Annotated in this window: 28 protein-coding genes and 2 tRNA genes; 4 read left to right on the top strand and 26 right to left on the bottom strand. The window is 53.4% G+C overall.

The features are described 5' to 3' along the window. Window positions 1-248, top strand: a 248-nt coding sequence (locus tag G7K71_RS15805) for a hypothetical protein (RefSeq protein WP_207712932.1), incomplete at its 5' end; no start/stop codon positions are given. Between the two features lie 270 nt (window positions 249-518). On the opposite strand, the gene G7K71_RS15800 is transcribed toward G7K71_RS15805, so the two are convergent. From G7K71_RS15800 to G7K71_RS19565, 8 genes are all read right to left on the bottom strand, one after another. After that, window positions 519-2,120, bottom strand: a complete 1,602-nt coding sequence (locus G7K71_RS15800; RefSeq protein ID WP_166348295.1) for an FAD-binding protein — start codon at window positions 2,118-2,120, stop codon at window positions 519-521. Between the two features lie 14 nt (window positions 2,121-2,134). Continuing rightward, on the bottom strand, window positions 2,135-2,818 hold the full coding sequence (locus G7K71_RS15795) for a 4Fe-4S dicluster domain-containing protein (RefSeq protein ID WP_166348293.1): 684 nt from the start codon (window positions 2,816-2,818) through the stop codon (window positions 2,135-2,137). A 25-nt stretch (window positions 2,819-2,843) separates the two neighbouring features. Further along, window positions 2,844-3,707: a CoB--CoM heterodisulfide reductase iron-sulfur subunit B family protein gene (locus tag G7K71_RS15790; protein ID WP_166348290.1), complete on the bottom strand. Its 864-nt coding sequence runs from the start codon at window positions 3,705-3,707 to the stop codon at window positions 2,844-2,846. 14 nt (window positions 3,708-3,721) lie between these two features. Then, window positions 3,722-4,123: a 4Fe-4S dicluster domain-containing protein gene (locus G7K71_RS15785; protein ID WP_013822599.1), complete on the bottom strand. Its 402-nt coding sequence runs from the start codon at window positions 4,121-4,123 to the stop codon at window positions 3,722-3,724. 331 nt (window positions 4,124-4,454) lie between these two features. Further along, window positions 4,455-4,643, bottom strand: a complete 189-nt coding sequence (locus G7K71_RS15780; RefSeq protein ID WP_166348287.1) for a hypothetical protein — start codon at window positions 4,641-4,643, stop codon at window positions 4,455-4,457. Between the two features lie 201 nt (window positions 4,644-4,844). Beyond that, complete coding sequence (locus tag G7K71_RS15775) at window positions 4,845-5,177, bottom strand: hypothetical protein (RefSeq protein ID WP_166348284.1); 333 nt, start codon at window positions 5,175-5,177, stop codon at window positions 4,845-4,847. 227 nt (window positions 5,178-5,404) lie between these two features. Next, a complete protein-coding gene (locus G7K71_RS15770) occupies window positions 5,405-5,791 on the bottom strand; it encodes a DsrE family protein (RefSeq protein WP_166348281.1) in 387 nt (128 codons plus the stop codon). Between the two features lie 471 nt (window positions 5,792-6,262). Continuing rightward, entirely contained in the window at window positions 6,263-6,571 is a 309-nt protein-coding gene (locus G7K71_RS19565) for an HD domain-containing protein (protein ID WP_243174936.1), read from the bottom strand. 270 nt (window positions 6,572-6,841) lie between these two features. Between G7K71_RS19565 and G7K71_RS15760 the strand changes: the two genes are divergently transcribed. Further along, on the top strand, window positions 6,842-7,447 hold the full coding sequence (locus tag G7K71_RS15760; RefSeq protein WP_166348277.1) for a zinc ribbon-containing protein: 606 nt from the start codon (window positions 6,842-6,844) through the stop codon (window positions 7,445-7,447). Window positions 7,448-7,661: 214 nt separating this feature from the next. Here G7K71_RS15760 and G7K71_RS15755 read toward each other — a convergent pair. The 3 genes from G7K71_RS15755 to G7K71_RS15745 all read right to left on the bottom strand — a co-directional run bounded on the left by G7K71_RS15755 (window position 7,662) and on the right by G7K71_RS15745 (window position 10,528). Further along, window positions 7,662-7,748 (bottom strand) — tRNA-Leu (locus G7K71_RS15755). Window positions 7,749-7,915: 167 nt separating this feature from the next. Further along, window positions 7,916-9,436 (bottom strand): VWA domain-containing protein, encoded by a 1,521-nt coding sequence (locus G7K71_RS15750; RefSeq protein WP_166348274.1) that lies wholly within the window; start codon window positions 9,434-9,436, stop codon window positions 7,916-7,918. An 18-nt stretch (window positions 9,437-9,454) separates the two neighbouring features. Beyond that, window positions 9,455-10,528 carry a hypothetical protein gene (locus G7K71_RS15745; RefSeq protein ID WP_166348271.1) on the bottom strand — a complete coding sequence of 358 codons (1,074 nt, stop codon included), beginning with the start codon at window positions 10,526-10,528 and terminating at the stop codon, window positions 9,455-9,457. Window positions 10,529-10,648: 120 nt separating this feature from the next. On the opposite strand from G7K71_RS15745, the gene G7K71_RS15740 reads away from it, so the two are divergent. After that, window positions 10,649-11,638 (top strand): MoxR family ATPase, encoded by a 990-nt coding sequence (locus tag G7K71_RS15740; RefSeq protein WP_166348268.1) that lies wholly within the window; start codon window positions 10,649-10,651, stop codon window positions 11,636-11,638. Between the two features lie 12 nt (window positions 11,639-11,650). Here the strand turns inward: G7K71_RS15740 and G7K71_RS15735 are convergent, their stop codons facing one another. From G7K71_RS15735 to G7K71_RS15670, 14 genes are all read right to left on the bottom strand, one after another. Beyond that, window positions 11,651-12,052 (bottom strand): secondary thiamine-phosphate synthase enzyme YjbQ, encoded by a 402-nt coding sequence (locus G7K71_RS15735; protein WP_243174934.1) that lies wholly within the window; start codon window positions 12,050-12,052, stop codon window positions 11,651-11,653. Between the two features lie 10 nt (window positions 12,053-12,062). Next, window positions 12,063-12,533 carry a TIGR00725 family protein gene (locus tag G7K71_RS15730; protein ID WP_166348265.1) on the bottom strand — a complete coding sequence of 157 codons (471 nt, stop codon included), beginning with the start codon at window positions 12,531-12,533 and terminating at the stop codon, window positions 12,063-12,065. Between the two features lie 52 nt (window positions 12,534-12,585). After that, on the bottom strand, window positions 12,586-13,227 hold the full coding sequence (locus tag G7K71_RS15725) for a redox-sensing transcriptional repressor Rex (protein WP_013822609.1): 642 nt from the start codon (window positions 13,225-13,227) through the stop codon (window positions 12,586-12,588). Window positions 13,228-13,466: 239 nt separating this feature from the next. Further along, window positions 13,467-14,759 carry a glutamate-1-semialdehyde 2,1-aminomutase gene (hemL, locus tag G7K71_RS15720; RefSeq protein WP_166348262.1) on the bottom strand — a complete coding sequence of 431 codons (1,293 nt, stop codon included), beginning with the start codon at window positions 14,757-14,759 and terminating at the stop codon, window positions 13,467-13,469. A gap of 10 nt (window positions 14,760-14,769) precedes the next feature. Then, entirely contained in the window at window positions 14,770-15,246 is a 477-nt protein-coding gene (locus G7K71_RS15715; protein ID WP_121451504.1) for an Lrp/AsnC family transcriptional regulator, read from the bottom strand. Beyond that, the gene (locus G7K71_RS15710; RefSeq protein WP_166348259.1) at window positions 15,239-15,709 is read right to left on the bottom strand and encodes an AsnC family transcriptional regulator; all 471 of its coding nucleotides are present in this window, start codon (window positions 15,707-15,709) and stop codon (window positions 15,239-15,241) included. Before G7K71_RS15710 ends, G7K71_RS15715 begins: the two co-directional genes overlap by 8 nt. 3 nt (window positions 15,710-15,712) lie before the next feature. Continuing rightward, entirely contained in the window at window positions 15,713-16,714 is a 1,002-nt protein-coding gene (gene nirJ2 / locus G7K71_RS15705; RefSeq protein ID WP_013822613.1) for a putative heme d1 biosynthesis radical SAM protein NirJ2, read from the bottom strand. A 22-nt stretch (window positions 16,715-16,736) separates the two neighbouring features. After that, window positions 16,737-17,714 carry a porphobilinogen synthase gene (gene hemB / locus G7K71_RS15700; RefSeq protein ID WP_313885004.1) on the bottom strand — a complete coding sequence of 326 codons (978 nt, stop codon included), beginning with the start codon at window positions 17,712-17,714 and terminating at the stop codon, window positions 16,737-16,739. Window positions 17,715-17,732: 18 nt separating this feature from the next. Continuing rightward, entirely contained in the window at window positions 17,733-18,908 is a 1,176-nt protein-coding gene (gene nirJ1 / locus G7K71_RS15695; protein WP_166348253.1) for a putative heme d1 biosynthesis radical SAM protein NirJ1, read from the bottom strand. Continuing rightward, a complete protein-coding gene (gene cobA / locus G7K71_RS15690; RefSeq protein WP_166348250.1) occupies window positions 18,905-20,437 on the bottom strand; it encodes a uroporphyrinogen-III C-methyltransferase in 1,533 nt (510 codons plus the stop codon). The genes nirJ1 and cobA overlap by 4 nt, the downstream gene beginning before the upstream one ends. Then, window positions 20,434-21,372, bottom strand: coding sequence for a hydroxymethylbilane synthase (gene hemC, locus G7K71_RS15685; protein WP_166348247.1), 939 nt, complete (start codon window positions 21,370-21,372; stop codon window positions 20,434-20,436). The genes cobA and hemC overlap by 4 nt, the downstream gene beginning before the upstream one ends. An 89-nt stretch (window positions 21,373-21,461) precedes the next feature. Next, window positions 21,462-22,787 (bottom strand): glutamyl-tRNA reductase, encoded by a 1,326-nt coding sequence (gene hemA / locus G7K71_RS15680; RefSeq protein ID WP_166348244.1) that lies wholly within the window; start codon window positions 22,785-22,787, stop codon window positions 21,462-21,464. Continuing rightward, window positions 22,756-23,385, bottom strand: a complete 630-nt coding sequence (locus G7K71_RS15675; protein WP_313885003.1) for a bifunctional precorrin-2 dehydrogenase/sirohydrochlorin ferrochelatase — start codon at window positions 23,383-23,385, stop codon at window positions 22,756-22,758. Before G7K71_RS15675 ends, hemA begins: the two co-directional genes overlap by 32 nt. Window positions 23,386-23,421: 36 nt before the next feature. Beyond that, window positions 23,422-24,384 (bottom strand): polyprenyl synthetase family protein, encoded by a 963-nt coding sequence (locus G7K71_RS15670; RefSeq protein WP_013822620.1) that lies wholly within the window; start codon window positions 24,382-24,384, stop codon window positions 23,422-23,424. Window positions 24,385-24,638: 254 nt separating this feature from the next. On the opposite strand from G7K71_RS15670, the gene G7K71_RS15665 reads away from it, so the two are divergent. Then, window positions 24,639-24,736: transfer RNA gene (locus G7K71_RS15665), tRNA-Sec, on the top strand. Window positions 24,737-24,805: 69 nt separating this feature from the next. Here the strand turns inward: G7K71_RS15665 and G7K71_RS15660 are convergent. Continuing rightward, a complete protein-coding gene (locus tag G7K71_RS15660) occupies window positions 24,806-25,912 on the bottom strand; it encodes a GerAB/ArcD/ProY family transporter (protein ID WP_166348241.1) in 1,107 nt (368 codons plus the stop codon). Between the last annotated feature and the right edge of the window lie 7 nt (window positions 25,913-25,919).

The raw sequence follows: 25,919 nt of genomic DNA, 5'->3' as shown, positions 1-25,919 counted from the left end.
GTTTTAAGCCCGTGAGCTGGTTGGATTTTTTGGACAACCGCCCCAATCCCGGCATCCAAAGGCAGCAGATGTCCTTTCATGTGCGGGAAGCGCAGAAAGCCGCCTATGAGATGGGGGTAATGCTCAGCCAGTTGGCCGCATCCCAGCCTCACCTGTCCCAGCAATTTAGCCAGCTGCAACAATTAAACGCCCGGGTGGGCGACCTGCTTCAGCAGGTACAGCAAGAACTGGACCCACCCCAGTCTTAGTCGGATTTGCGAAAAAATAGCGGATAAAGTCTTATCGCTTGGACGGGCGATAGACTTTACAAACGGCAGGCAAAGGCCAGCTAAAAACCTGGCGTAGCTGAAATGGACTGGCTGATGCCTCAAAATGCCTGATGTGCGCTTGACCCGGGGCTAAAATCCCGGGACTAAGCGGTATGGTCGCCTGCCGCTATTTTGCTAGTGCATCTTCGTTAAAAAATAAAAGGCTTTCGGGCATTATCCCAAAAGCCTTTACCCATTTCAAAGTAATTGCTAACCACTGATTTTACCCCGGTAGTCAGGGAGTAAAATCGGGGCGACCTTCTGGCCAAGACCTTCTTTCCGCAGTTCCTCATGGTAGCGTTTGACGTGATCCAGGGTAAGCCTGCCTAATTTTACGCTTTTTGCCCTTTCGGCGGCATTCATGCCGGCCCGGCGGCCAAACACGATGATATCCAGCAGGGAGTTGCCCATAAGCCGGTTGCGCCCGTGCACTCCCCCGGATGCTTCGCCGGCCACGTAAAGATTGGGGATGCTTGTTTCGGCCCGGTCGTTAATCAAAATGCCGCCATTTTGGTAGTGAAGAGTTGGGTAAACCAGGATGGGTTGTTCGGCCATATTTATATTGAAACGTTTATACTGGCGAAACATGGCCGGCAACTCTCTTTCCACCGTGCCCTTGCCGTGAATAATATCGATCATGGGGGAATCAAGCCACACGCCTTGCATCCCGCTGGGCGTGGTTATCCCTTTCTTTCGTTCCTTGCATTCCCGGATGATGGCCGATGAAACCGCATCCCTGGTTTCCAGCGGGTAGACAAATTGCTCACCTTCAGCATTAACCAGCTGGGCGCCGAGACCCCGCACCTTTTCGGTTACCAGTTGCCCGACGATTTGTTCGGGAAAGGCCACGCCGGTCGGATGGAATTGAGTGGCGTCCAGATAAATTAACTTTGCCCCTGCCCGGTAAGCCATGACAATGCCGTCCGCCGTGGCGCCGTAGTGGTTGGTGGTGGGGAAGCCGCCGATGTGCAGGCGGCCGGAACCGCCGGTGGCAATAATCACTGTTTTTGCCCTTACCACCAGGTACTGTTCGGTTTCTAGATTGTACAGTACAGCTCCGGCACACTGCCCGTATTCATCAATAATTAGCTCCACGGCCGGGGAAAATTCAATAACGGGAATACCCCGGTTGCGGGCTTCATCCCGCAGGGTGCGCATAATCTCCGCGCCTGAATAGTCATGGGCAAAATGCATGCGTTTGCGGGAGGTGCCCCCGCCATGAATGGTATGCATGGTGCCGTCGGGGAATTTGCTGAACATGCAGCCCAGGCTTTCCAACCACTGGATGCACAGGGGTGCGTCTTTTACTAAAGCGGCGACCAGTTCGGGGATATTATAATAACCTCCGCCGCCCATCACGTCCAGGTAGTGGATGGCCGGGGAGTCGTTTTCTTTGTCTGCTGCCTGGATGCCTCCTTCAGCCATCATGGTGTTGGCGTCGCCGTGGCGTAACTTGGTAGCGATCAGTACACTGGCTCCCGCTTCGTGGGCTAAAAGTGCTGCCGATGTACCGGCGCCGCCACCGCCAATAACCAGGACATCCACGTCGAAATCTATATTGTCCAGGGAAAAAGTATCGGGATCAAGCATACTGCGGCTTTCCAGCAGGTCGGCATGTTCGTGGGTAAATTTTTCGCCTTTATTGGGGCCTACCTTTACCGGCCTGGTGGCTTCAGGCATATAGTCCGGATGGTAGGAGCGCAAAAGATTTTCTTTCTCTTCCGGCTTCAGACGGGGGAAAGTTTCCTTTAAACGCCGTTCCCTGGTTTGTTCCACGAGTTTAATAGCTTCCAGCATTTCCTGAGTATACATATTATTCACCTTCCTTAAGGTTCAATATCCCGGGCGTTGTATAGCTTTTGTAGTTCCTCTTTATCCATCTTCATCAGCCTGTCCAGTTCCTCATCAAACTTCCCGGCCTTGATTTCTTCTACCCGTTTGGCCAGGTGTTGGGCCGGTGGGGCAATATGGCGGCCATAGAGCCGGCGAGCCAGAATGGCCACATTATATTGAACGATTTCAGCGGGACAGCGGGAAGCACAGAGACCGCACATAATACAATCGAAGGATAAATGGGCCACTTTTTCAATATCTCCCCGCTGGGCCGCGGCTATATAGTCCATTACCTTTAATTCCTGGGGACAGATCTTGGTACACTGGTTGCAACCAAGGCAGCGGGTTGTTTCAGGATAGTACCGCAGCAATGTGGCCAGGGTGGGAGTGAGTTCTTCCAGGTTATAGGTGGCTTTATTGGCCGGGTAAAAGGGGATCTGGGTTAAATACATGTTGTCTTCCACCATGGTTTGACAGGCCAGGCCCACTTTTAGCCTGAAGTCTCCCGGTTTGCGGTAAACCGTACCACAGGCACCGCAAAAACCCCCCCGGCAGCCGCAGCCCCGGATAAAACGGTAGCCCGCGTATTCCATGGCTTTCATAATCGTCAGGCCATAGGGCACCTTATAATGTTTACCCATAATGTATATGTTTACCATTTCTCTTTCTTCGGCCATAATTCTTTCCTCCTTCAAGGCAGATCTACGCTCCCACCAGTAAAGGTCTGGGATCTACATAGTGTTGATCCAGCCCAAGGCTTTCCTGGGGGAGTTCCAGAGCTAAACCTAAAAGCTGGGTAAAATACAAAACGGGGATTTTTTGAAAACCGGCGTTCTTCTGGAAGATTTTTTCCTGCGACCAGTCCAGGTTAAACTGGCAAAGGGGGCAACTGGTGATGATTGCTTCCGCTCCCTTGGCAGTGGCAGAGTTCAGTATTTCCTTCACCTTTTGCATTACCAAATCGTTATCATACAGTATTTGATACGAACCACAGCAGGTTGTTTTATAGGAATATTCTACCACCTCCGCGCCTATGGCACTAACTAGCTCTTCCATAATGGTAGGGTTTTCCGGATCGTCGAAATTCATTTCCGAAGCCGGCCGGACAAGCATGCAACCATAATAACAGGCAACTTTAAGCCCTTTCAGGTTTCTTGTTGCCTTGTCCCTGATTACATCAAGCCCAACATTTTCCTTACAGATTTGCAGCGGGTGGACGGGTTCAATTTCCCCGGCATAATTTTCTTCTAAATAATCATTTAGTTTTTTTCTGGCTTCAAGGTTGTTTTTTATGACATAATTGACCCTTTTTAGTACGTGATAGCAGAAGGAGCAAACCGTAACGAGCTTGCCCCCCTCTTCTTTGGCCGCATTGGCTAAAATGCGTGCTGCCGCGACCATGCCGATGTAATTGTCCTGGGCCAGGGGAAATACCGTGCCGCAGCAGGTCCATTGGGACAGTTCAGTTAATTCGATGCCTAAAGCGGCCAGGGAGCCCCGGGTAGAATCATCCAGACCCTTTGCTTTGCTGTGCAAGGTGCATCCTGGAAAGTATGGGATCCTCATCCTTGTCCCCCCTTTTACGCGCTTAGCTTGCGAAAACCACTGGTTAAGGCCATCTGTGGAACTTCCGTGAGCAATTCTAACGGGATTTTTTCGGCAACCAGTACTTCCCTGCCCTGGCGCAGGTTAATTACCCGCAGGGCTTCCATCAACCGGGCAATGTCTATGCCCCGGGGACAGCGGGCGGTACAAATTAAACAAGTGCTGCACACCCAGATGGATTTTAAATTTAATGCCTTTGTGTTTCCCAGTTGAATCATGCGCATGACCTGGCGCGGTGGAAAGTCCATAACCTCTCTACCCGTACAACTTGCGCTGCAGGTTCCGCATTGCATGCAAAGATTGGCATTTTGCCCGCTTATTTCTTTGATACGCTCAATCAAATCCCGGCTTATTTTACTTGATAGATCCATAGCCATTTTGCATCTTACTCCTTTAAAACAATTTCTTTATTTATCCCACCTTTACTGCTTCCTGGACCTTCCCCTTCCCTCCCACCCTTTCCGAGCAGCATCATTGCTGGGAATTGCATCTTTCCTCTCCCGCTTCTCCTGGGGTTACTAGCAATTTCCTTGCTAGATGACCTGGAGCCTGTTCTGTGAGACTCCCGGGGATTAGTATAATTATTCTTGATAATTACATTAATTCAGCATTATAGCTACAATTCCTGCCCAAAAATAAAAAAATTAAAATTATCAGCACCTTCTAACTTTTATAAATTAACAATAGTTATTAGAAAAAGCTTCTGCATTATTCACTAACAGGAGCGATTCGTGGTACACCCAACCTGTCCAGGTAGTTCACCACTGGAAGGGGCGCTAAACGGCCCTTGACTGCTACTATTCCATCAACCAGGACTACCGGCGATTCCTCAGGAGCCAAATTGCCGTCAAACCGGTAGGTCAACACCACGCCGCTACCATACAGTCGCTCCAGCACGCCCTCTAAAAACCGGTATTGAAAGGATAGATCGCGTTCACCAAACGCGCATCCTTCCGGTAATCAGCCAGGGCGCCCTCCTTCGTTAGACGGAACATTGCCTAAAACTTCCACTCTAACAGGCATCCAGTAGCCCTCCCTACTAATTTGGGGTGGTTAGGATTATGTATACGCCCAAGTTGTGTTTACCGTGGCAGGTGGTCAAATAGTGATAAATTCAAAAAACTGGACCAGTTGATCACCTTTGTTTAAGAGGAGTTCTTCTATCTGGGAGGGAGTTAGACTTCTGATTTCATACGGATTTTCTTTATCAGCCACACTGAACATGACCCTTTTAATCTTTCCTGATTCTATAGCTACCGTAATCACAATATTTTCCTGTTCATTAAAATCCATACTGAATTCAAACTCATCAAAATCTTCCGGTGGATCTGGCAAATAGGTGCAACTAATTCCAAGACAGTTTATCCTCTCTGTGTCTTTTAAATTTTCCGGGTTAATTTCTTTATCCATATATTTGCGAAATCGCTCCATAGAGACTTTCCTCCTTAAAATCCTTAAAATACACTATCTTGTCGATTTTGTCTGATGTCCCGGAAAATGGTGTTTGCATTGTTTTTATTCTTTTCAAAGAAGATAAATCCTGCTTCCGGGCATTTATTACTAAACAAAAATTTCCAGTGCTTAGTGAAGTTGCCGTATGTTGTTCAAGTTATTATTGAAGGGGAAGTTTCTCCCTTCCCCTTCTCGCAGGCACATAGTCAGGGCTTGATGTAAGCATACCCTTCAGTTTGTTTTCTGGCAATTTCTGTTATGCCGGACGCTACAACTGCCACAAAGTTAGGGAGGCTCTCTTCGTCGACATACTGAGCTTTGAGAGCGTTCCGACACGCTACAAAGCTTACTCCCATCTCCGACAACTTCTTCATCTGGTCCATCAGCGATCCGCTAGCTGTTCCGCAGCACTGACCGCCACCCCCGGTCAGCAGGCATCTGTTCCTGAAAACAGAAACCGCCTCACTGTTGGCCACTACTTCGATGTCAGCATTTCCTTGTCCAACATCGTTTAAAAAATTGGTGATGCTCACGAGTGCCCTTTGCCATTTGTCAGATTCGTTAACATGGAAAAGGACTTTAAACCTGCTCATCTCAACGCCCCCTCTCTGCTGAACTCAGGGTAGGGACTTCACCATCTTTGAGCCCATGCTTTTCATCTTTTAAGATACTCAGGCAAATGGTCCGCATTAACAACATCTACATCGCCATTTTTATTATACACCCACATCCTATCCCTCAAAATAACAACTTCCAGGGAAATGCGTCAAGAAAAAACCTGTCAACGCCAGCCAATACCCGAACCACTTCCTCCGGAAACCCTTGCCTCTCCAGCTCCGTCAGAGCTTCGGCTTTCGTGAGGCTCCTGTCCCTGCAGGGCCGGCGCTCCGGGAGTGCCGTGAAGACTTCCACCGCCCGCAACTATTAGCGACAGAGGGTGTATTTCCCCGTTTCTTAAACCGTTCGGGTAGCGGAACTGTCCGGCCTTTCGTGGTGTTCTTTCACTATGCGTTACACCAGCTCCGGCACATCGGGACAGTATTGACGCAAGTAGTACGCTCCCGCTATAGGGTATACGCTGGCGAGTTTGCGGTCCTCACCGTCCAGCCCTTTCTTTCCACTAGTGCCGAGGGGCACGTGATTTTCCCGCAGTCATGGAAGAATACCGCCTGGGTGAGCCATTCCAGCTCCTTTTCTTGCAGGTCCAGCACCCGGCCCACCGCTTCGGCGTATACCGCCGTGGCGATGGCGTGATAATACAGCATCTCGTGCCAGGCCAGCACCTGCACGGCCAGCCTGTTCGGCCCCTGGCGCTTCAACATCTCGGACAGCCATCCGGGCAGGCCCGGGCGATGGGGAATGAGTGCGTGCACGTGCGAACCCCCCTTTCTTTTTACAGTTTCACAAACCTTTTCATTTTTTTGCAAAACTCCACAACAAATCTTTAACAAACTCTTAATTGACCCGCAACAAATGCCTGCTTAAATAAGTATCGAAGATGCCTGCCGCCGAAAAAATTCTTTCGAGGAGGTGGTTACAGAGGATTCCGGCCAAAACCACTTCCGGCCAAACCCGGAGGTAGAAAGCGTCTTCGCTTCTAACCGGGCAGAAGAAGTACGAAATACCAGAGGAGGGAGTTCACGGTGAAAAGAAAAGTTGCCGTGATTATCGCTGTTGCCTTTGCTGCGGTTGCGCTTCTTTCGGGCGTCGCCCTGGCACAAACCACACAGAATCAGTCCGGGGTACCCGCACCGTTCCAGGCCTTCCTGGAAAAATTGGCGGCCAACCTGGGTGTGGGCCAGGATACACTGAAAGAAGCCATCAAGCAAACCGAGTTGCAAATGATTGACGAGGCCGTCCAGCAGGGAAAGATGACTTCCGACCAGGCGGCGAAGATCAAAGAAAGGCTGCAAAACGACCCGTGGGCTTTTGGACGTTTCTTTGGCCACCGAGGCGGTAGAGGCCCAGACATAGCGCTGCTGGCCCAGGCTCTGGGGATGAGTCAGGACGAATTAAAAGCCCAATTGGAAGAAGGGAAGAAAATCGACGACATCGCCAAGGAACAAGGCATAACCATGGACCAGTTGCGCGAGAAAATGCGGGAAGCCAAAATTCAGGCTATTCAACAGGCGGTGAAGGAAGGCAAAATTTCACAGGATGAAGCCGATAAATTGATCCAGCGGCTGCAAAATGCGCCGCAGGACAGAGGTTTCAGGCACTTTGGCCCGCCTGCCTCTGACGCGCAGTAAGTCGTCATTCCGGCACAACCCTGTTAGAATTTCGGCGGCCTGCCCCGGAGAAGGGGGCGGGCCGCTCCGTTTTCGTCCACCAATAAAAAACCGGGTGCCCTTTTACGAGTACCCGACTGTAACCCAAGTTTCCTGAGAACCCACGGGATATTGTGTGGAGAAAAACAAAAGACTTCCAGGTCGGAAACCCTGAAAGCCTTGATTTTACTGGGTTTGGTGCGGCAGAAGGGACTTGAACCCCCACGGGCGTACGCCCACAAGAACCTGAATCTTGCGCGTCTGCCAATTCCGCCACTGCCGCACGTTTTGTTGACAAGTATTATTGTAACATATTACGGGATACTTGACAAGGGGGTAATTTTCATTCATCTAGAAAGGCAACATTTTTTGTTCACGTTGTTCATCTCTTGACCCCTTCAGCAATTACTAATATACGAGAAGCACTGGCAGCTGTCAAGCTTTTTAAAGTTAAAAGATCTGGCGTGCGATTCTGGTTAACTGGGAAAGGTTGCGGCATTCAAAAACGTGCCGGCAGTAGGGTGTGTAAAGATGCATAATGCTGTCTTCCTGGTTCCAGCATTCCCGGGGGGCCGGGTTTAACCAGATCACCTGCCGGACCCGGCGACAAATCTCCCGGAAATACTCTTCCCCGGATGGCTTATAATTGTTCCGGGCATCTCCCAGGATGATCAGGGTAACCTTCCGGTGAAGTACATGCAGGTGTTCATGAAAAAACTGGCGCCAAACCGCGCCGTAGTCGGAAAAACCTGTCCGCCAGATACCGGTTTGCCGCTGGATGTTCCGCACTGTCCTCTCAAGGTCCAGTTCTCTTAATTGGACGGTGACCTCGGCTATGGCGTCAACAAAAGCATATGAACGCACCATGCGGAATTTATTTTGCATAGTGTGGACCAGGAGCAGCATGAACTGGCTGTAAGGAGCCACTGAACCGGAAAGATCGCAGAGCACAACTAAATCCGGTCGTGTTGCCTGGCGGCCCTGGTGACAGAGGATTATGGGCACTCCCCCGGTGGTGGCTGCCAGGCGTACGGTACGGCTTATGTCTACCGCCCCGCGGGTCGCCGGAACGCGCCGGTAACCCTCGCGGGTGGCCAGTCGGCGCCCCAGGCGGGCTACTTGCCTCTTCACTTGTATCACCTGTTCCGGGTCCAGCTCGGCAAAGCAACGTTGGGACAGATTGGCCTCCCGTGCGATGGCTGGAAGCTCCTTTTCTGGTTGCCTTTTGCAGCGCAGCTGTGCGAGTTCCCGGTTGAGCAGGCGTTCCAGCCGCAGGAGATTTTCCTGCTGGCGCAGCTTTTCCGCCTCCCCAAGGGGGGACCGTTCCAGCCAATCCTTTACCTGTGCCCAGTCGAGGCGTATTTTCAACTGGTTTAGCATTTGCCGGGGATCTTCTCCGGGAGCAACTTCATCCGGTGGAACCAGGGTAAATACGGCTTCCCGGGCCAGGGCCTTTAAATCTTCTTCGCTGCCTTTTGCAATGATCATGGCCAGTCGCTGTCCCGCTGCCGCAAGGGGAACCGCACTACCATGTTGAAAATGCCTTTCTCTTCCCTGTTCCGGGCCGTTTCCCTTGCCGCCCCCCTGCCCTCCCGGTTCTCCGCCCCCCGCCGGCAAATCATCTTCACTCTTCAGGGCCTGCCGCAGCCACTCTTTCATCTGTGCCAGTCTGGCGTTAAACTCTTCCCGGGACAGCCGGGGAGGATGAATGGGAATGGCGGTTTTATTGGTTGGCTGTTCCTGCTTTCTAGCCTTTTGTTTGAGTGTTGTCCAGTATAAGTCAAAGAGTTTTTCCAGGATCCTCTCCTGTCCGGTTTCCTTAATTAGGGTGGCCTGCATGGCCAGGAGGAGGTTTTCCCGGGTGGGTTCCAGGAGGGATAGGGCCTGCAAAAGATCCAGCATTTCCCCCGTGGAGACGGGGATGCCGGCCTGCCTTAGCAATTGTATGAAGACAATTAAATACTCAACCATGGTTTCCGGCTGAACTCCTTATTGCCTGGACATTTCCAGTACCCGGTTAGTGAAACTTTCCATGGCCCTGTACAACTGGACTACCCGATCCACTGCCCCTTCCTCTGCCAGGTTAACTGAAGCGGCGAGGCTCATTTGCCTTTCTTTGATGTTATAACTGGCCAGGAAGGTTCCCGGGCGGGTAAAAAGATGAAACCGGTGATCTTTGGTAAATCCCAGGTTTTTAATTAAGGCATGAGGTTCCAGGCTGATTTTATCTATAGTCCGATGCAGGGTTAAATCGGTAAAACCAAGCATTGCAGTCAACTGCTGGTGGAGTTTTTCGGTCAGTAGCTCCGGTTTTTCCAGGTAAAGCTCCGCTTCTATTTTTTGGGCGCTCTGGCGGAAAGTGAGGTGGCCGGCAGGATCAAAAAAGGCCCGCAGGGCATCCTGCTCCTCTAAATAAAGGGTTTGGCCCTGAAAGTGATTTAAAAATTCCGCACAGCACTCCGGCGTTACAACTTTTCGGGTTGATATGGTTAGCACCCCTACCAGGGGTTCTTCCCTGGGTGTGGTTACTTCCGGGGTAAATACCCGCAGCACTTCCGCGAGGGAAATTTTATTTAAGAGCTGCCGGCAATGGTGCTCCGCGTCCCGGAAGTGGGTGGTAAATTTAATCTTGGCCGTGGCTATCCCTCCCTGGACCATCAGGGAAACCGGGCAACTGACCGCCACGTCCCGCGATTGCCACTGCACCTGGAATTGTCCGGCCAGCTCTTCCGCTTCCAGGTCGAGATGTTCCAGCAGGGTTAACCTTTCCATAATTTCCGGTAACGGGCGGGCTATGGCGGTAACCAGAATTTTTTGATCGGTTACCGGCTCGAAGTAAGAGGAAGAGTAGGTATGGGGTACAATGGAAAAAAGCCGGGGGACGATTTTCTCTCCCCATTCCCATTGCCGGGTGGTAATATAAATATAGCTTTGCCCCACGGTCATTTGTAGACCGTCCACAAGGATTTCATTCCCCCGGGTGCACAGGCCCGGTTGTTCCGCCAGAAAAGTCAGCAAGGCGGGCTTTTTGTCCATGTTGCGGGTGAGAATCTCAATACGCACGTTTTGCCACCCGTTATGTAAAGATTTTTAGACTGCGTCTTTTTACTTTCATTTTGTCGGTTCGACTGTGGTTTCGTCAAGGTGCATTTTGCCAGTGTTTCTACGGAGGTAGGAAAATGTATGCACCGCCTGTTCCGCAGTGTGCAAACTGTAGCCGATGGCCTTTTGCGGCAGCAGTATCTGTGTAACCGTACTGTGGCCACTACCCTTTTCCTGGCCGCCCACCTGGGCAAGCCGCTGCTGGTGGAGGGACCGGCGGGCGTGGGTAAGACAGCCCTGGCCCAGGCCCTGGCCGGAGCATTGAATACCCCGCTGGTTCGCCTGCAATGTTATCCCGGTCTGGATGAAGCCAAAGCCCTTTACGAGTGGAATTATCAAAAACAGCTACTTTACATCCAGGTTGCCGCTGGAAGTAAGCAGGTATGGGAAGAACTGCGCCAGGATATTTATACACCGGAATTTTTACTGGCCCGGCCGCTTTTGAAAGCTTTTTTGTCCGAAAAACCGGTGGTCCTTTTGGTGGATGAAGTGGACAAAAGCGATGAGGAACTGGAAAGCTTTCTTTTAGAGGCCCTTTCCGAGTTTCAGGTTTCCATTCCCGAACTGGGTACCATACGGGCCAGGCATATCCCCTTCACCCTGCTTACCAGCAACAGCAGCCGGGAGTTCAGTGATGCCTTAAAAAGGCGCTGTTTGCACCTGTACATCCCCTATCCCACTGCTGAGCAGGAGCGGGCCATTGTTGCTTTAAAGGTTCCCGGAATTGATGGTCGGCTGGCCGCTCAAGTGGTTGATTTCGTTCACAATCTGCGTCGTTTACCCCTCAAAAAAAGCCCCAGCATAGCCGAAACCCTGGACTTTGCCCGCACCATGCTGCTGCTGGAGGCAAAGCAACTGGAGTTGCGGGTGGTAGCTGAGGCGCTGAATGTCTTGCTGAAATACCAGGAAGATGTGGAAAAAGTCATGACCAGGCTGGGGGATTTGCTGCCGGAAGTCCGGGAGGAGGATGGTGTCCCTGCCGCCCAGGGTACCCTTCCCCGTGCGGTGGCGGCAGGTGAAGAAACGGAAGAGGAGCCAGGGGGCGTGGACCTGTCCCGCTTCAACTTTTAGATGTGAGGAAATCTAATCGGCTACCACCTTGACCAGCACTTTGCGCTGCCGGGGTCCGTCGAATTCGCAGAAGAAGATCCCCTGCCAGGTACCCAGGACCAGCTGGCCGCCGGTCACCAGCACGGTCAGGGATGAGCCCACGAGGCTGGCCTTGATATGGGCGTCGGCGTTTCCTTCCAGGTGCCGGTAGTTTCCCTCCCGCGGTACCAGCCTGTCAAGCCCGGACAGTATGTCATGGGCAACTGACGGGTCGGCGTGCTCGTTAATGGTAATGCCGGCTGTGGTATGGGGTACAAAGAGGTGGCAGCATCCTTCGGAGATTTTTTCCGCCTGAACGATTTTCCTTACTTGAGAAGTAATATCCACAAGCTGGGAGCGGGCTGTAGTGTTAACGGTTAGGGTATGGATCATCATGGTTCCCCTTTCAAGTAGAAATTAAAAGCAGAGCCAGCTCCACTGCTTCCCGGGCACTGGTAGCTGGGCGTATGCCACCGGACAGGCCGGGGCGTTCCAATTTCCAGGTGCCCAGGCCAATTACCGGCTTGTTCATTTTAAGAGCCAGGCCGATTTCCGAAAGAGTGCCGTAACCTCCACCGATGGCAATGAGGGCATCGGCGGCACAGGCTATAATGGCGTTTCGCGCATCTCCCAGTCCGGTGGGCAGGGCCACCGTTAAATAGGGATTACCTTCCCCGCGGTGGCGGCCCGGGAGAATGCCGACGACCATTCCTCCTGCCTGGCGGGCGCCCCGGGAAGCGGCTTCCATAATCCCGCCCCGGCCGCCGCAAATTAAAATAGCCCCTCGCCGGGCGATTTCACGGCCCACTTCCTCGGCCAGTTCCCGTTCCGGCTCTGTACATTCGGCTCCACCAATGACACCGATATACCAGGTCATTTTCTATCACCGGCTAAAGGAAAGGCCGTGGTGCACGGCCTTTCACGGTGTTTTACAGGCGTTGGGCGGACTTGAAGCCCAAATTAAAGGTGAGTATTTCCAGTTTCACGGACAGGTCCACATTGCGGATCTCTATCCCTTCCGGCAGGTTCAAGGCTACCGGGGCAAAATTTAAAATTGCCTCCAGGCCGTTTTTAACCATAAAGTCGGCCACATCCTGGGCCGCCCGGGGAGGTACGGCGATAATGCCGATGCGGGCTTTGTGTTCCTGAATTACCTCGGGCATTTTTTCCATGGGCAACACTTCAAGTTCGGCAATTTTCTTGCCTATTTTGGTCAGGTCGTTGTCAAAGACGCCTACAATTTTAAAACCCCGGCTGTTAAATCCCTTGTACGTGCATAGTGCATATCCCAGATTACCGGCACCTACCAGAATCAACGGCCAGTCCTGGTCCAGCCCCAGAATCTTTTTGGTGTAGCGCATGAGATCTTTGACATTATAGCCAACTCCCCGGGTGCCAAATTCGCCAAAGTAGGCCAGATCCTTGCGCACCTGGGCCGGACTTACTCCTACCCCTTCAGCGATTTCCCCGGAGGAGACAGTGGTTACTCCGTTACGGTCCAGCCGTTCAAGATACCGGGAATATATCGATAGCCTGGTTACTGTGGCTTCTGGGACGCGCAGGGTCTTCATCAAATCGCCTCCTTGCTCTTATATTCTATGCAAATAAGGGGCCTTATCCCGGCCCCGGTAGAAGACCGGTTTTTTAAGTTATAAAATTCACATGCTAGGTATTTTATATCATTTGTACCCCTCTCTGTCAAATGACTTTTTCCCGGAAAGCAAAGAAAAGCCCCGAAAAGAAGTTTCTCCCCGGGGAATGGTTGCGAACATAAATTCGCCCTCTCCCTTCAACCCTGTAACTTTTATTTTTATATCTTGCTGGCAGCGGCAAAGGCCTTCCGGGCTGCTTCCACCGTCCGCTGGATTTGTTCGTCCGTATGGGCCAGGCTGACAAAGGCTGCCTCGAATTGGGACGGGGCCAGGTAAATCCCCTGTTCCAGCATAGACTGGAAGAAGGCAGCAAAGCGGCGGGTATCGGCCGTGCAGGCAGTGGCATAATCCACTACCGGTGTTTCGGTAAAGAAAGTGCAGAGCATGGAACCAACCCGGTTAAAGGAGAGCACAAGGCCTGCTTCCCCGGCGGCTTCGGCCAGTCCCCGGGCGAGAAGGGCGGACTTGCGCTCCAGTTCTTCGTAAGTGCCGGGCCGTTTTAGTACCTTTAAGGTGGCCAGGCCCGCGGTTACGGCCAGGGGGTTGCCCGAAAGGGTGCCTGCCTGGTAAACCGGGCCTTCCGGCGCCACCTGTTCCATGATGTGCCGCTTTCCACCGTAGGCGCCCACGGGCAGGCCGCCGCCGATGATTTTGCCCAGGCAGGTCAGGTCGGGATCGATATTGTACAGGGCCTGGGCGCCGCCGTAAGAAAGCCTGAAGCCGGTGATCACTTCATCAAAGATCAATAATGCTCCGTAACGGCGGGTGATTTCCCTGAGGCCCTCCAGAAAGCCTTCCCTGGGCGGTACTACGCCCATGTTGCCCGCTACCGGTTCCACAATCACGGCGGCAATATCCTCGCCTTCCCGGGCGAAGATTGCTTCTAAAGTATCCAGGTCGTTATATGGGGCCGCAATGGTGTCCGCCGCCGTGCTGGCCGGCACACCGGGGCTGCTGGGCACCCCCAGGGTAAGGGCCCCGGAACCGGCTTTAATCAACAAAAAGTCGGCGTGGCCATGGTAACAGCCCTCAAACTTAACAATTTTATTGCGCCCCGTATACGCCCGGGCCAGCCGCAAGGCGCTCATGGTTGCTTCGGTGCCCGAGTTTACCAGGCGCACCATTTCCACGGCCGGTAGCGCTTCTACAATGGCCCTGGCCAGCTCAATTTCCAGTTCGGTGGGAGCACCAAAACTGGTGCCGATTTCCAGGCATTCCTGCAGGGCCGCCGTTACTTCCGGGTGCCGGTGACCCAGGATGAGCGGTCCCCAGGAGCCCACGTAGTCTATGTATTCATTGCCGTCCACATCATAAATCAGCGCTCCCTTTCCCCGGGCAATGAAAAGGGGTTGTCCCCCCACGGCTTTAAAGGCCCTTACGGGGCTGTTTACGCCGCCGGGCATGTAACGGCGGGCCTGGGCGAACAGTTCCTTAGACCTTTCGTAAGACAAGATACCACCCTCATTTCTCCACAAAGTATTTCATACTGCTCTTTTTTAATTCGGCTATACTAAATAACAGACGGTAGTTGGCAACCCCGCTGGTCCGGGAGAGCCGGGCGGCAATCTCCCGGCAATCCTGGGGCGTCTGTCCGTGGACCACGGTAAACAAGTTGTACGGCCAGTCGGGTAGCCGGGCGGGACGCTGGTAACAGTGGGAAACCTCATCAAAGGAGGCCATCAGCCGGCCCACTTCTTCCATGCGTTCCTCCGGGACTTGCCAGACCACCATGGCGTTGGAAACGTAACCCAGGTCCTGATGGCGCACGGCCGCCCCAAAACGCCGGATCACCCCCCGGTCGACAAAATCCCGCACCTTGGCCAAAAGCTCTTCCTCACCAATACCCAGTTTTTCCGCCAGGGCCAAAAAGGGACGGCTGACCAGGGGAAGACCTTCCTGCAGGGCGCGGATAATTTCTTTGTCCAGCTGACTAAGCATTCTCATCCTCCCCCAGGTCAAAGTTCACCCTGATTTTAAAAATTCTTAAAGCCGGGAGGTGGAGCATATCTGCTATGCCGGTGCGTCTTTTGATTTCCTCCAAGGTATTTTCCAGCTTGGCCTGGGATTCCACCAGCAGCGTAAACCACATGTTGTACGGGTGATCCCGCAAATAATTATGGGTTACCCCCGGAAAGCTGTTGATCACGGCCGCCACTTCCTCAATTCTCTCCGCCGGTACTTTCATAGCACATAAGGTACCGCTGTAACCTACCCGGCGGGAGTCAAAGATAGCCCCCAGCCGCCGGATAACCCCCTTTTCAATGAGACGTTTTAGCCGGGCCAGGATGTCCTCTTCAGTGGTGCCCAGGGTTTCGGCGAGTTTTTTGTAGGGTTCCGGTTCGATGGGTAGATGGCTTTGGATTATATTCAACAGTTGTTTATCCAGACTATCCAGAGTCATGAACTATTCCCCCGTTGGTTTTTTGCCTTTCCGGTACAGGCACCAGGGGTCCTCAGCCATATAATCCCCGTGGTAGAAGTAGGCCCGGGCCCGGCAACCACCGCAAATATTCCGGTAGTTACAGCTGCCGCAACCGCCGCCGTACCCGCCGGTGCGCAGCCGTTTGAATACCGGGTTATTCTGCCAGATAAGGCTAAAGGGTGTTTCCCGCACATTGCCCACGGGCATGTTTAAATAGGCACAGGGCTGGACGTCCCCCTTCGGGCTGATGATGCAGTAACCCGTGCCGGCCAGGCACCCCTTTTGAAAGCGCAGTTTTAAGCCCATTTGGGCGGCAATGCGCATAAACTGGGGGGCACAGGTGGGCTTTACTTCAATGGGCACTTCCCTTTGTTTTTTCATTAACCGGTGAAGTAAGCGCTCGTATTGTTCGGCCCTGAGGGATTCCTCTTCCATATTTACGGCCCTCCCGGTGGGTACCAGGAAAAACACGTGGTGAGCTACAGCTCCCATACGCACGGCCAGGTCGGTTAACGCCTCTACCTGTTCGTAGTTCCATTCCACTACCGTGGTATGAATTTGAAAGGGCAAGCCGGCTTTCCGGCAGGCTTCCATGCCCTCCACGGCGGCCTGCCAGGCTCCCGGGACACCGCGGAAACGGTCGTGCTGTTCCGGTTCGGTGCTGTCCAGGCTAATCCCCATGGCCAGCGCCCCGGCCTGCTTTAATTTTTCGGCTACACTGCCGGTAATTAAAGTGCCATTGGTACCAAAAACCGGGCGCAGGCCTTTCCGGGCCGCATACCCCACCAGCTCATATATATCGGGCCGTAGAAGGGGTTCACCTCCGCTGAAGATCATAATTTTAAAACGGGCCCGGGCAATTTCATCAATTAGACTGGCAGCTTCGGAAGTACTTAATTCTTCCTCCATCCTGGCACCGGCGTCCCGGTAGCAGTGCCGGCAGGTCAAATTACAGGCGTTGGTAGTATTCCAGGAAACCAGCACGGCTTAACATCCTCTCTAAGAACTAACCTTCTCGTAACCAGCGGGCCACGTCCTTGGCGTGGTAAGTGATGATAATGTCGGCCCCGGCCCGTTTCATTCCGGTGAGGGTTTCCAGGACAACCCGGCGTTCGTCAATCCAGCCCCGCAGGGCCGCGGCCTTAACCATGGCATATTCCCCGCTGACGTTATAAACTGCTACGGGGTAGTTAAAAGCATCCCGGGCCTGCCGGACAATATCCAGGTAGGCCAGAGCAGGTTTGACCATGATAATGTCGGCCCCTTCTTCAATATCCAGGGCTATCTCCCGCAGAGCCTCCCGGGCATTGGGGGGGTCCATCTGGTAGGAGCGGCGGTCTCCGAACTGGGGTGCCGAGCCCACCGCTTCCCGGAAGGGGCCATAATAGGCCGACGCATACTTGGCTGCATAGGACATGATGGATACATCCTGGTAACCGGCTTCGTCCAGAGCACGGCGGATGGCGGCCACCCGGCCGTCCATCATGTCGGAAGGAGCTACCATGTCGGCTCCGGCCCGGGCATGGGAAAGGGCCGTACGGGCCAGGAGCTCGAGGGTCGGGTCGTTGAGAATGCGTCCCTGTTCTACCACTCCACAGTGACCGTGGCTGGTGTATTCACAGAGACAGACGTCGGTAATGACCACCAGTTCGGGGAACTCCTTCTTAATTGCCCGCACGGCCTGCTGCACAATCCCCTCATCGTCATAAGCTTCCCGTGCTGTTTCATCTTTTTCCCGGGGAATGCCGAAAAGGAGAATGCCGGGTATGCCCAGATCGACCACCCGGGCTGCTTCTTCCAGGAGCATATCCGGGGAAAGATTATACACCCCGGGCATGGCTTCTACGGGGCTTTGAACCTCCCGGCCGTGGGTGACAAAAAGCGGGTAGATAAGGTCGTCTACCGTCAGGCAGGTTTCCCGCACCAGGCGGCGGATGTTTTCCTTCACCCGCAAACGGCGGGGACGGGTTATGGGAAAGGCCACCGGACGCACCTCCTTGTTCTAAGCAATACCGATTTCTTCATCCGTCAAGTAGCAGGCGGGATCGGGTGCCCAGAAATCGTTAAATACCGCTTCTGCCCGGGTACGGAAATTGCCGTTACATATTTCCAGCCAGCGGCAGCGGGCACAGCGTCCCTTTAAAAGAGGCCGGCGGTTTTTCAACCCGGCCAGAATGGGCTGGGAGAGATCCGTCCAGATTTCACCGAAGCTTTTCTCCCGCACATTGCCGAAGGTGTGCTGGGGAGTAAACTGGTCCGGATGGACGTTGCCTTCCCAGTCCACGGCGGCAATGGCTATGCCGGAACGGTTGCCCCCGTTGTGCAAAAGCAGCTGGTAAACCCGCTCTGCCCTTTGGAGGTCCCTTTCCCGCAATTTCAAGTATACATAAATCCCATCGGCATGATTATCCACGGTTAAAATCTCTTTGGACAGGCCCCGGCGGTGGAAATCAAGCGTCCGTTCCATGATCAGGTCCAGGGCGGCCCGGGACTCCTGCTGGGTAATATCGTCTTTTAACATTTCCTTTCCCCGGCCACTGTAAACCAGATGGTAAAAACATACCCGGGGGATGTTTTCCCGCTCAATGAGGTCAAAGATGGCTTCCATCTGGTGAAAGTTATGCCGGTTGATGGTAAAGCGCAGCCCCACCCGCTGCCCCACCGCCAGGCAATTGCGGATGCCCTCCAGGGCGGCTTGAAAAGCTCCCGGCCGGCCCCGGAAGTGGTCGTTGTTTTCCCCGGTGCCATCCAGGCTGATGCCTACGTAGCCCACGCCTATTTCTTTTAAACGGCGGGCTACGGCGGGGGTAATCAGGGTGCCGTTGGTGGAAACGGTGGTGCGGATGCCCCGGCTGGTGGCGTAAGCGGCCAGTTCAAAAAAATCCTGGCGCATTAAGGGTTCGCCGCCGGAAAATAAGAGTACCGGTACCTTGAAGGCAGCCAGGTCATCAATAAATTTTTTGGCTTCGGCCGTAGTTAATTCACCGGGGTGCTTCTGGTTGTCTGCATTGGCATAACAATGAATGCAGCGCAGGTTGCAGGTACGGGTCATGTTCCATACCACCACCGGTCCCTGGCCCGCGGTTGTTCCGTGGATCTGGTTGCGGGAGGAAGGGGTGTAACGCAGCTGATCACCAAAATTGGCGGTATCCAGGAGCAATTTACTGATACTGATCATCTTGATTCCCCCCCTTGGGCTGCCTCAATAACGACCTCCAGCAGGCCTTCAATGGTATAGCGGCGCGCCTGTACGTGCACGGGCAGGCCCAATTCCCGGGCGGTCTGGGCCGTTACCGGGCCGATACAGGCCACCGTTACTCCCTGCAGCAACCGGGGCAGCTTGTGTTCTTTCAGCAGTTCAACGAAATTGCGCACGGTAGACGAGCTGGTAAAGGTAATGATGTGAATCTTTCCTTCAGCCAGCATTTGCCTGACCAGTTGGGTATCCTCCCCGGCTGGGATGGTGCGGTAGGCCACCACCTCGTCAACCACTGCTCCCAGGCCGGATAGCAGTTCGGTCAACACTTTCCGCGCAATGTCCGCCCGGGGTAAAAGGATGCGGTCGCCGGGTTTGATCTGGCCTTTTAAACCGGCAATGATTTGTTCTGCCCGGTATTCATCGGGTACGTAAGTAACTTTCAAAGCATACCTTTCCAGGGCTTCTTTAGTTTTGGGTCCAATGGCGCAAAGATTAGCCCCTTTTAGATCCCGCACATCTTTCCCCTGTTGCAGCAGATGGGCAAAAAAGAAGCGCACACCATTGACGCTGGTAAAGATAATCCAGCGGTAGGAATCCAGCCGGGCAATGGCTGCATCCATGGGTTCGTAGCTTTCCGGTTCTACGATTTGGATGGTGGGAAACTCCACCGCTTCTCCTCCCAGCGCCTCAATGGCCCGGGATAACTGGCTGGCCTGTTCCCGGCTCCGGGTGACCAGGACCCGTTTCCCGAAAAGGGGCTTCTTTTCGTACCAGGACAGCTTTTCCCGCAGGGTTACCACTTCGCCCACAATGATTACGGCCGGGTTGGTAACGCCTGCTTCCATGGTCCGGGAAACAATATTTGCTAAAGTACCCACGACGGTTTTTTGCTCCGGACGGGTTCCCCAGCAGATTACCGCCACCGGTGTTTGGGGGTCACGACCGTGGCTGGTGAGCTGTTTGACAATGGATTCCAGGTTGGCCATGCCCATCAGAAGAACCAAAGTGTCCGCCCCGGTCGCCAGCTTTTCCCAGTTAATGCGGGAACTTTCCTTAGAGGGATCCTCGTTGCCCGTGATCACTGCCAGGGTAGAGGTGCAATTCCGGTGGGTAACCGGAATGCCCGCATAGGCCGGTACGGCAACAACCGAGGTGATTCCCGGCACCACTTCAAAGGGGACGCCTGCTTCCGCCAAAGCCTCGGCCTCTTCCCCGCCCCGGCCAAAAACAAAGGGGTCCCCCCCTTTCAGGCGCACAACCACCTGTCCTTTGAGAGCCCTTTCTACCAGGAGCTGGTTGATTTCTTCCTGGGTCATGGCATGTCCGGCGGGGCTTTTGCCCACATAAACCAGCTCTGCCCCGGGAGCAGCATGGGATAACAGCTTGGGACTGGCCAGGCGGTCGTAAACAATAACGTCGGCTTTTTGAATACAGGCCAGACCCTTAACAGTAATCAGTCCCGGATCCCCGGGACCTGCTCCTACCAGATAAACAGTTCCCTTTTTCATTCAAGATCAAACTCCTGTCGCGCCTTTTTTAAGATTTCCCCCGCCCCCAGTTTTATTAATCGGACGGCCAGCTCCTCTCCCAGCTTTTCTGCCTGGTTTGGCGGGCCGGAAATGCTATCCCGCACCAGTTGGCAGCCGTCAAAACTGGCAACGGCTCCTTCCAGGAGCAACTGCTCATGCTGTATTTGTCCCAGGGCGCCAATAGGTACCTGGCAGCCGCCTTCCAGTTTCCTCATCAGGGCCCTCTCGGCGGTAATGGCGGTCCGGGAAGCGGGGTCATCCAGGGGGCGAATTAATTCCTGCATTTCCGGATCGTTTGCGCGAATTTCAATGGCAATGGCTCCCTGGCCTACGGCGGGCAGGCAGATGTCAAAGGGGATAAGCTGGGTGATGCGGGCATCGTACCCCAGGCGGTGTATTCCGGCGTAGGCCAGAATTATGGCATCCAGATTTAATTCCTCCAGTTTGCGCAGCCGGGTCGTCAAATTTCCCCGGATGGTGGTAACGTTAAGGTCAGGCCGGAAATGGAGCAACTGGGCAGTGCGCCGCAGGCTGCTGGTACCGATGCGGGCACCCGGGGGCAGGGTTTCCAGGGTATGCCCATAGCGGGAAATCAACACGTCCCCAGGGTATTCCCGCTGGCAAAAGGCCCCGATGATAAGACCCTCGGGCAAACGGGTGGGGAGGTCCTTCATGCTATGAACGGCCAGATCAATTTCCCGGGCCGATAGAGCCAATTCCAGTTCCTTGGTAAACAGGCCTTTATCGCCTATTTTAGCCAGGGCCACATCCAGGATGTGGTCTCCCCGGGTTTTCATCCCGCGCAGGACAAACCTTTTCCGGGGGTACAGTTTTTGTAATTTTTCCAGTACCCACCGGGCCTGCCACATGGCCAGCTGGCTGTCCCGGGTACCGATGATGATTTCTTGCTTCATAAATTTGCCTCCATGAATAAGACCCGTTCTTTTGGTCCGGAGCCGGGCACTGTTGCCACCAGCTTACTCCCATTTGGAAAGATTTAATCTTATCTGCCGGTAGCCAGGTTACCCTGCACAGGCTCTTTGCCACCCTGGGACTGTTCCCCCGGGAGTTCCAGTTTGAAAAGATTCTGCAATACTTTCATATACAGGTGACCCTCGGGGGTAAGGGCATAAGCTTTAAGCTGGGCCACCGGTACGTGCAGCAGCTGGTTGACAATGGAGTTGGCCAGGGAACTGACCACCTTGCGATCATGTTCGGAAATGTCCCCCAACCGGTTGAGTGCCCGGCGCAATTCCTTTTGTTTAATTTCTTCTCCCCGTTGCTTCAGGGCCGCAATGGTGGGTACGACAAACTGCATACTCAACCATTGCATAAACTGATCCAGTTCTTCCTCAATGATGCTTTCTGCTGCCACGGCGGCCTTTTTACGCTGGGCCAGGTTGTGGTCCACCACCTGTTGCAAATCATCGATATCATAAAGAGTTACTCCCGGCAGTTGGCCCACCGCCGGGTCAATGTCCCGGGGTACCGCAATATCGATGATCATCAGCTCCCGGCCCCGGCGGCGGGCAATGGCTTCCGCCACGTCATTAAGGCGCACCACATAATGGGAGGCCGCGGTACAGCTGATGATAATGTCCGCTTCCTCGATATGCTGGTAAAGTTGATCGAATTTTACTGCCCGGCCGTTAAACTGGGCGGCCAGACCCACTGCCCGCTGGTAGGAGCGGTTGGAAACAATCACTCCCGACACCCCGTTGGCTACCAGGTGGCGGGCGGTCAACTCGCTCATCTTGCCGGCGCCAATAACCAGTACGGAGCGACCGGAAAGGTCCTTGAATTGTTGTTTGGCCAGCTCCACGGCGGCATAGCTGATGGATACGGCGTTCTGATCGATACCCGTTTCCGTGCGCACCCGTTTGCCTACCGTGATGGCCTGCTGGAACAGCGTGTTCAGCACCCGGTTGGTTGCCCCGTACTGGCAGGCCAGCTGGTAGGCATGACGCACCTGGCCTAGAATCTGGGTTTCCCCCAGGATCATGGAATCCAGGCCGGCTGCCACCCGAAAAAGGTGGCGGATGGTATCATAGAGGGTATGGGCGTAGGTATAGTTTTTAATTTCCGAAATGTCCACACCGGATTTCCGGGAGAGGAAGTCCCAGATGGCATTTAACCCCTCGTCCAGTTCCCGCGTGGCGGCGTAAATTTCCGTCCGGTTACAGGTGGACAGGATGATACACCCTTCAATGGCGGGATAACTGTTTAACCGGGCCAAAGATGCTTCCAGGGAATGATCCGAGAAGGAAAGCCGCTCCCGGATTTCCACTGGTGCTGTTCTATGGTTCACTCCGACCGCGATGATAAGCATTGATTACCCGCTCCTTTGCTTGCTCGAGTTCTCCCCTGGCCAGCAGTTGCAAAACCTGATCATCCAGGATGGCCGTTAGCAAGTCCCGTCTTTTCCTGGGGTCGGCTGTATTGTCTAAAATATCGTGGCGTATTTCGCCCAGTAAATCAACCAGAAGACCGTATTCCGGTCCATAACGTTCTTCGAGCTCCTCTTTAATCTTACGGGCCAGCAGGGGGCTTTTGCCGTCAGTGGAGACGGCGATTTGCAGGGAACCCCGCCTTACCACCGCCGGGACATAAAAATTGCCGTGGGGTGGATCGTCCACCACGTTCACCAGCATGTTTCTGGCCATTGCCTCGGCTGCCACCCGGCGGTTGATCTCATCCCGGTCGGTGGCGGCGATTACTAAAAAGATGCCTTCCAGGTCTGTAGTTTCGTATTCCCCCTGCCGGTAGCTGATTTCTCCTTTTTCCGCCACTTCTCGTAAGGTTTGGGTAAGGGTTGGACTGACCACCTTTACTTTAGCCTCACAGGCCAGGAGGGATAAAACCTTACGCTCGGCTACGCCGCCGCCGCCCACTACCAGGCACGGGCGCCGGGATAAAATTAAAGACACAGGGTAAGTCTTCGGCAAGAAGCCTCAGTCCTTTATCTAGAATTTTCTAATGCTTATAAAATCTGCAATAGCTTCTAATATTTTCTTGGCGGGGCGTGCAGGCAAATTCTTTAAAGCCCCTTTAGCTTTCCAGATGTATTTTTCAGCTATTTCAATGGAGTATTTAATCCCGCCACAATGCTGGATTATGGTAATTGCTTCCTGGACCTGTTCCTCATTCTTATCCCGGCATAAAATCAACGTTCTTAAACGTTCTCGCCGGGGGCTGTGCTCCAGGGCGTAAATCATTGGCAGGGTAATGATGCCCTGGCGCAAATCGCTGCCCACCGGTTTGCCCAGTTGGCGCTGTTCGGCCACCAGGTCCAGGATGTCGTCGGTTATTTGAAAAGCCATACCTATGTTATGCCCGTACCGTCGTAAAGCGAGATGTATTTCCTTCGGAGCACCGCAGGCTACGGCCCCTAACTGGCAGCTGGCGGCAATGAGCAGGGCGGTTTTGCGGTTAATGCGATAAAAATAGTCCTTTACCGTTTGTCCGGTATCAAAGCATCCGGAAATTTGCTGGATTTCTCCTTCACACATTTTTACGCTGGTATCGGCCAGCACCCGGGGTATCAGGGGTTCATCATAACTGGCAATAAGAATCAGGGATTGGGCAAGCAGGTAGTCTCCAATATGAGTAGAAATCCGGTTTCCCCAGCGAGCTTTAATGGTGGGTACACCCCGGCGGGTCATGGCCGCGTCCACCACATCGTCATGAACCAGGGTGGCCATATGGATGAGTTCTAAAGCTACCGCCAGAGGTAGAACCCGCTCCAGGTGAAAATTGGCGCACTTACCTCCTAACAAGCTAAAGGCGGGGCGCAGGCGCTTCCCCCCTGCCTTTAAAAGATGGGTAGAGGTTTCGGTGAGAAAGGGATCCGGGGTTTGCAAGGTGGCTTGTAATTCCCGTTCTACGATGGCCAATTCATCTTTGATTTCTTCAAACAACTCCAGCATCTTTTCTTGAAAGCTCACCTGCCTGTAATCAAGTCAAACCCCGGCTTTTCGTATTATTCCACGGGTAACTGGCAAAATCCTTCTCAAGCCAGCTACCGGACAACTCTCTAATCTAGGGTATTATATTTTTCCCTTAAAATCAATGGCAGTGGATGGAGAGGTGTAGTTATTGATAAATCTCGGGCAACATGCTATAATATCTTCTGCCTCCTTGTAAAAATACCGGGGAACCAGTAATCTAAACCCAGACTTTCGGGAGTGGATGGGGCCTGGTGGCCCTCCTGGTCTTCAAAACCAGCTGTGGGGCGGCAATCCCGTCCCGGGTGAGTTCGATTCTCACACACTCCCGCCATAATTGTTTTAGGCCAGGTCCAGCTGGTTAACACCCGGCTGGATTATTTTTTTAGCCAAAATTCCCGGTTTACTTTGAGGGGTTACGTTTAAAGGCGGGTTTTTCTCTTAGGAAAGCCAGGAGAAGCAAAAAGGTGGGAATGCCCATTTCAAAGAGAAAGGCGTAGGGAATCCAGGGACCGTTAATCCAGGCCACCATTTCCGTTAAATTTTTAAACTGGCTCAGGGACAGGGCAATGAGCAGAATACTTAACGGAACGATAACGGTTCGATGGTCTTTAAGTCTGAGCAGTTGGACGGTGCCCATTATCGCGGCATAATGAAATAAGGCTATCTTTCCAAAGATACCCACGATCCAGATTATAATCCAGATGGCGTCAAGCCGGGTTAGAAAGGTACCAAAACCGGCCAGCCTCACCAGTTCGAAGGTGGCAAAATTAAACCTTCCGGTGGAGACATCGAAGACGGCGGTACAGGCGAGGGCGTTTATAGTAAGGATCAATCCGATGGCCGCTACGGCAATGATTCCGTTGCGCCGTGCCAGATCAGGCCTGGCCAGGTATGGAAAGAACATGCCCAGGAGAAACACCTCCCCCCGCCAGGCAATTGGATTGAGGCTGGCCCGGATGATGGTTTTGAAATCATGTTGGAGCATCGGGAACAGGTTGGCCGGTTGCATGTGCCCGGATACCAGAATGAGAATTAAGCCAAAGAGGATTAGCATCAACGGGTAGATTAATTCCATGACCCGGGCTACCACTTCCAGGCCATGGTACACGCCATAGCTGCAGACAGCAACCATTAAAGCGGAAAAAACTACCTGCGGGGTTTGGGGCATAATGGCAGCAGCAACCAGTTCACCAAATTCCCGCACGATCACTCCGTTCACGTGCAGAAAAAATAGCACGTAGAAAAAAGCGATGATTTTTCCCAGCCAGGGTCCCAGCAGTTTTTCTATGTACTGCACAATAGTCCGGTCGGGAAAACGCCGGCCCAGGGCTGTAATTACCAGGATGACGTAAAAACCGGGCAGGGTGGCCAGAACCGGGGTTACCCAGGCATCCCTTTCCACTATGGATGCAGTAAACCCGGGCAAAAAGACCAGGGCCGTAGCACCAACAACATTGATGAGCAAATATACCATTTGCAGACCTGAAATCTTCCCCGGATCGTGCATCGTGACA

It is taken from the genome of Desulfofundulus sp. TPOSR (assembly GCF_011393055.1).
Taxonomy (GTDB): Bacteria; Bacillota; Desulfotomaculia; order Desulfotomaculales; family Desulfovirgulaceae; genus Desulfofundulus; species Desulfofundulus kuznetsovii.
Note: the sequence above shows the minus strand (reverse complement) of the source record. Positions and strands in the feature narration are given on the sequence as shown.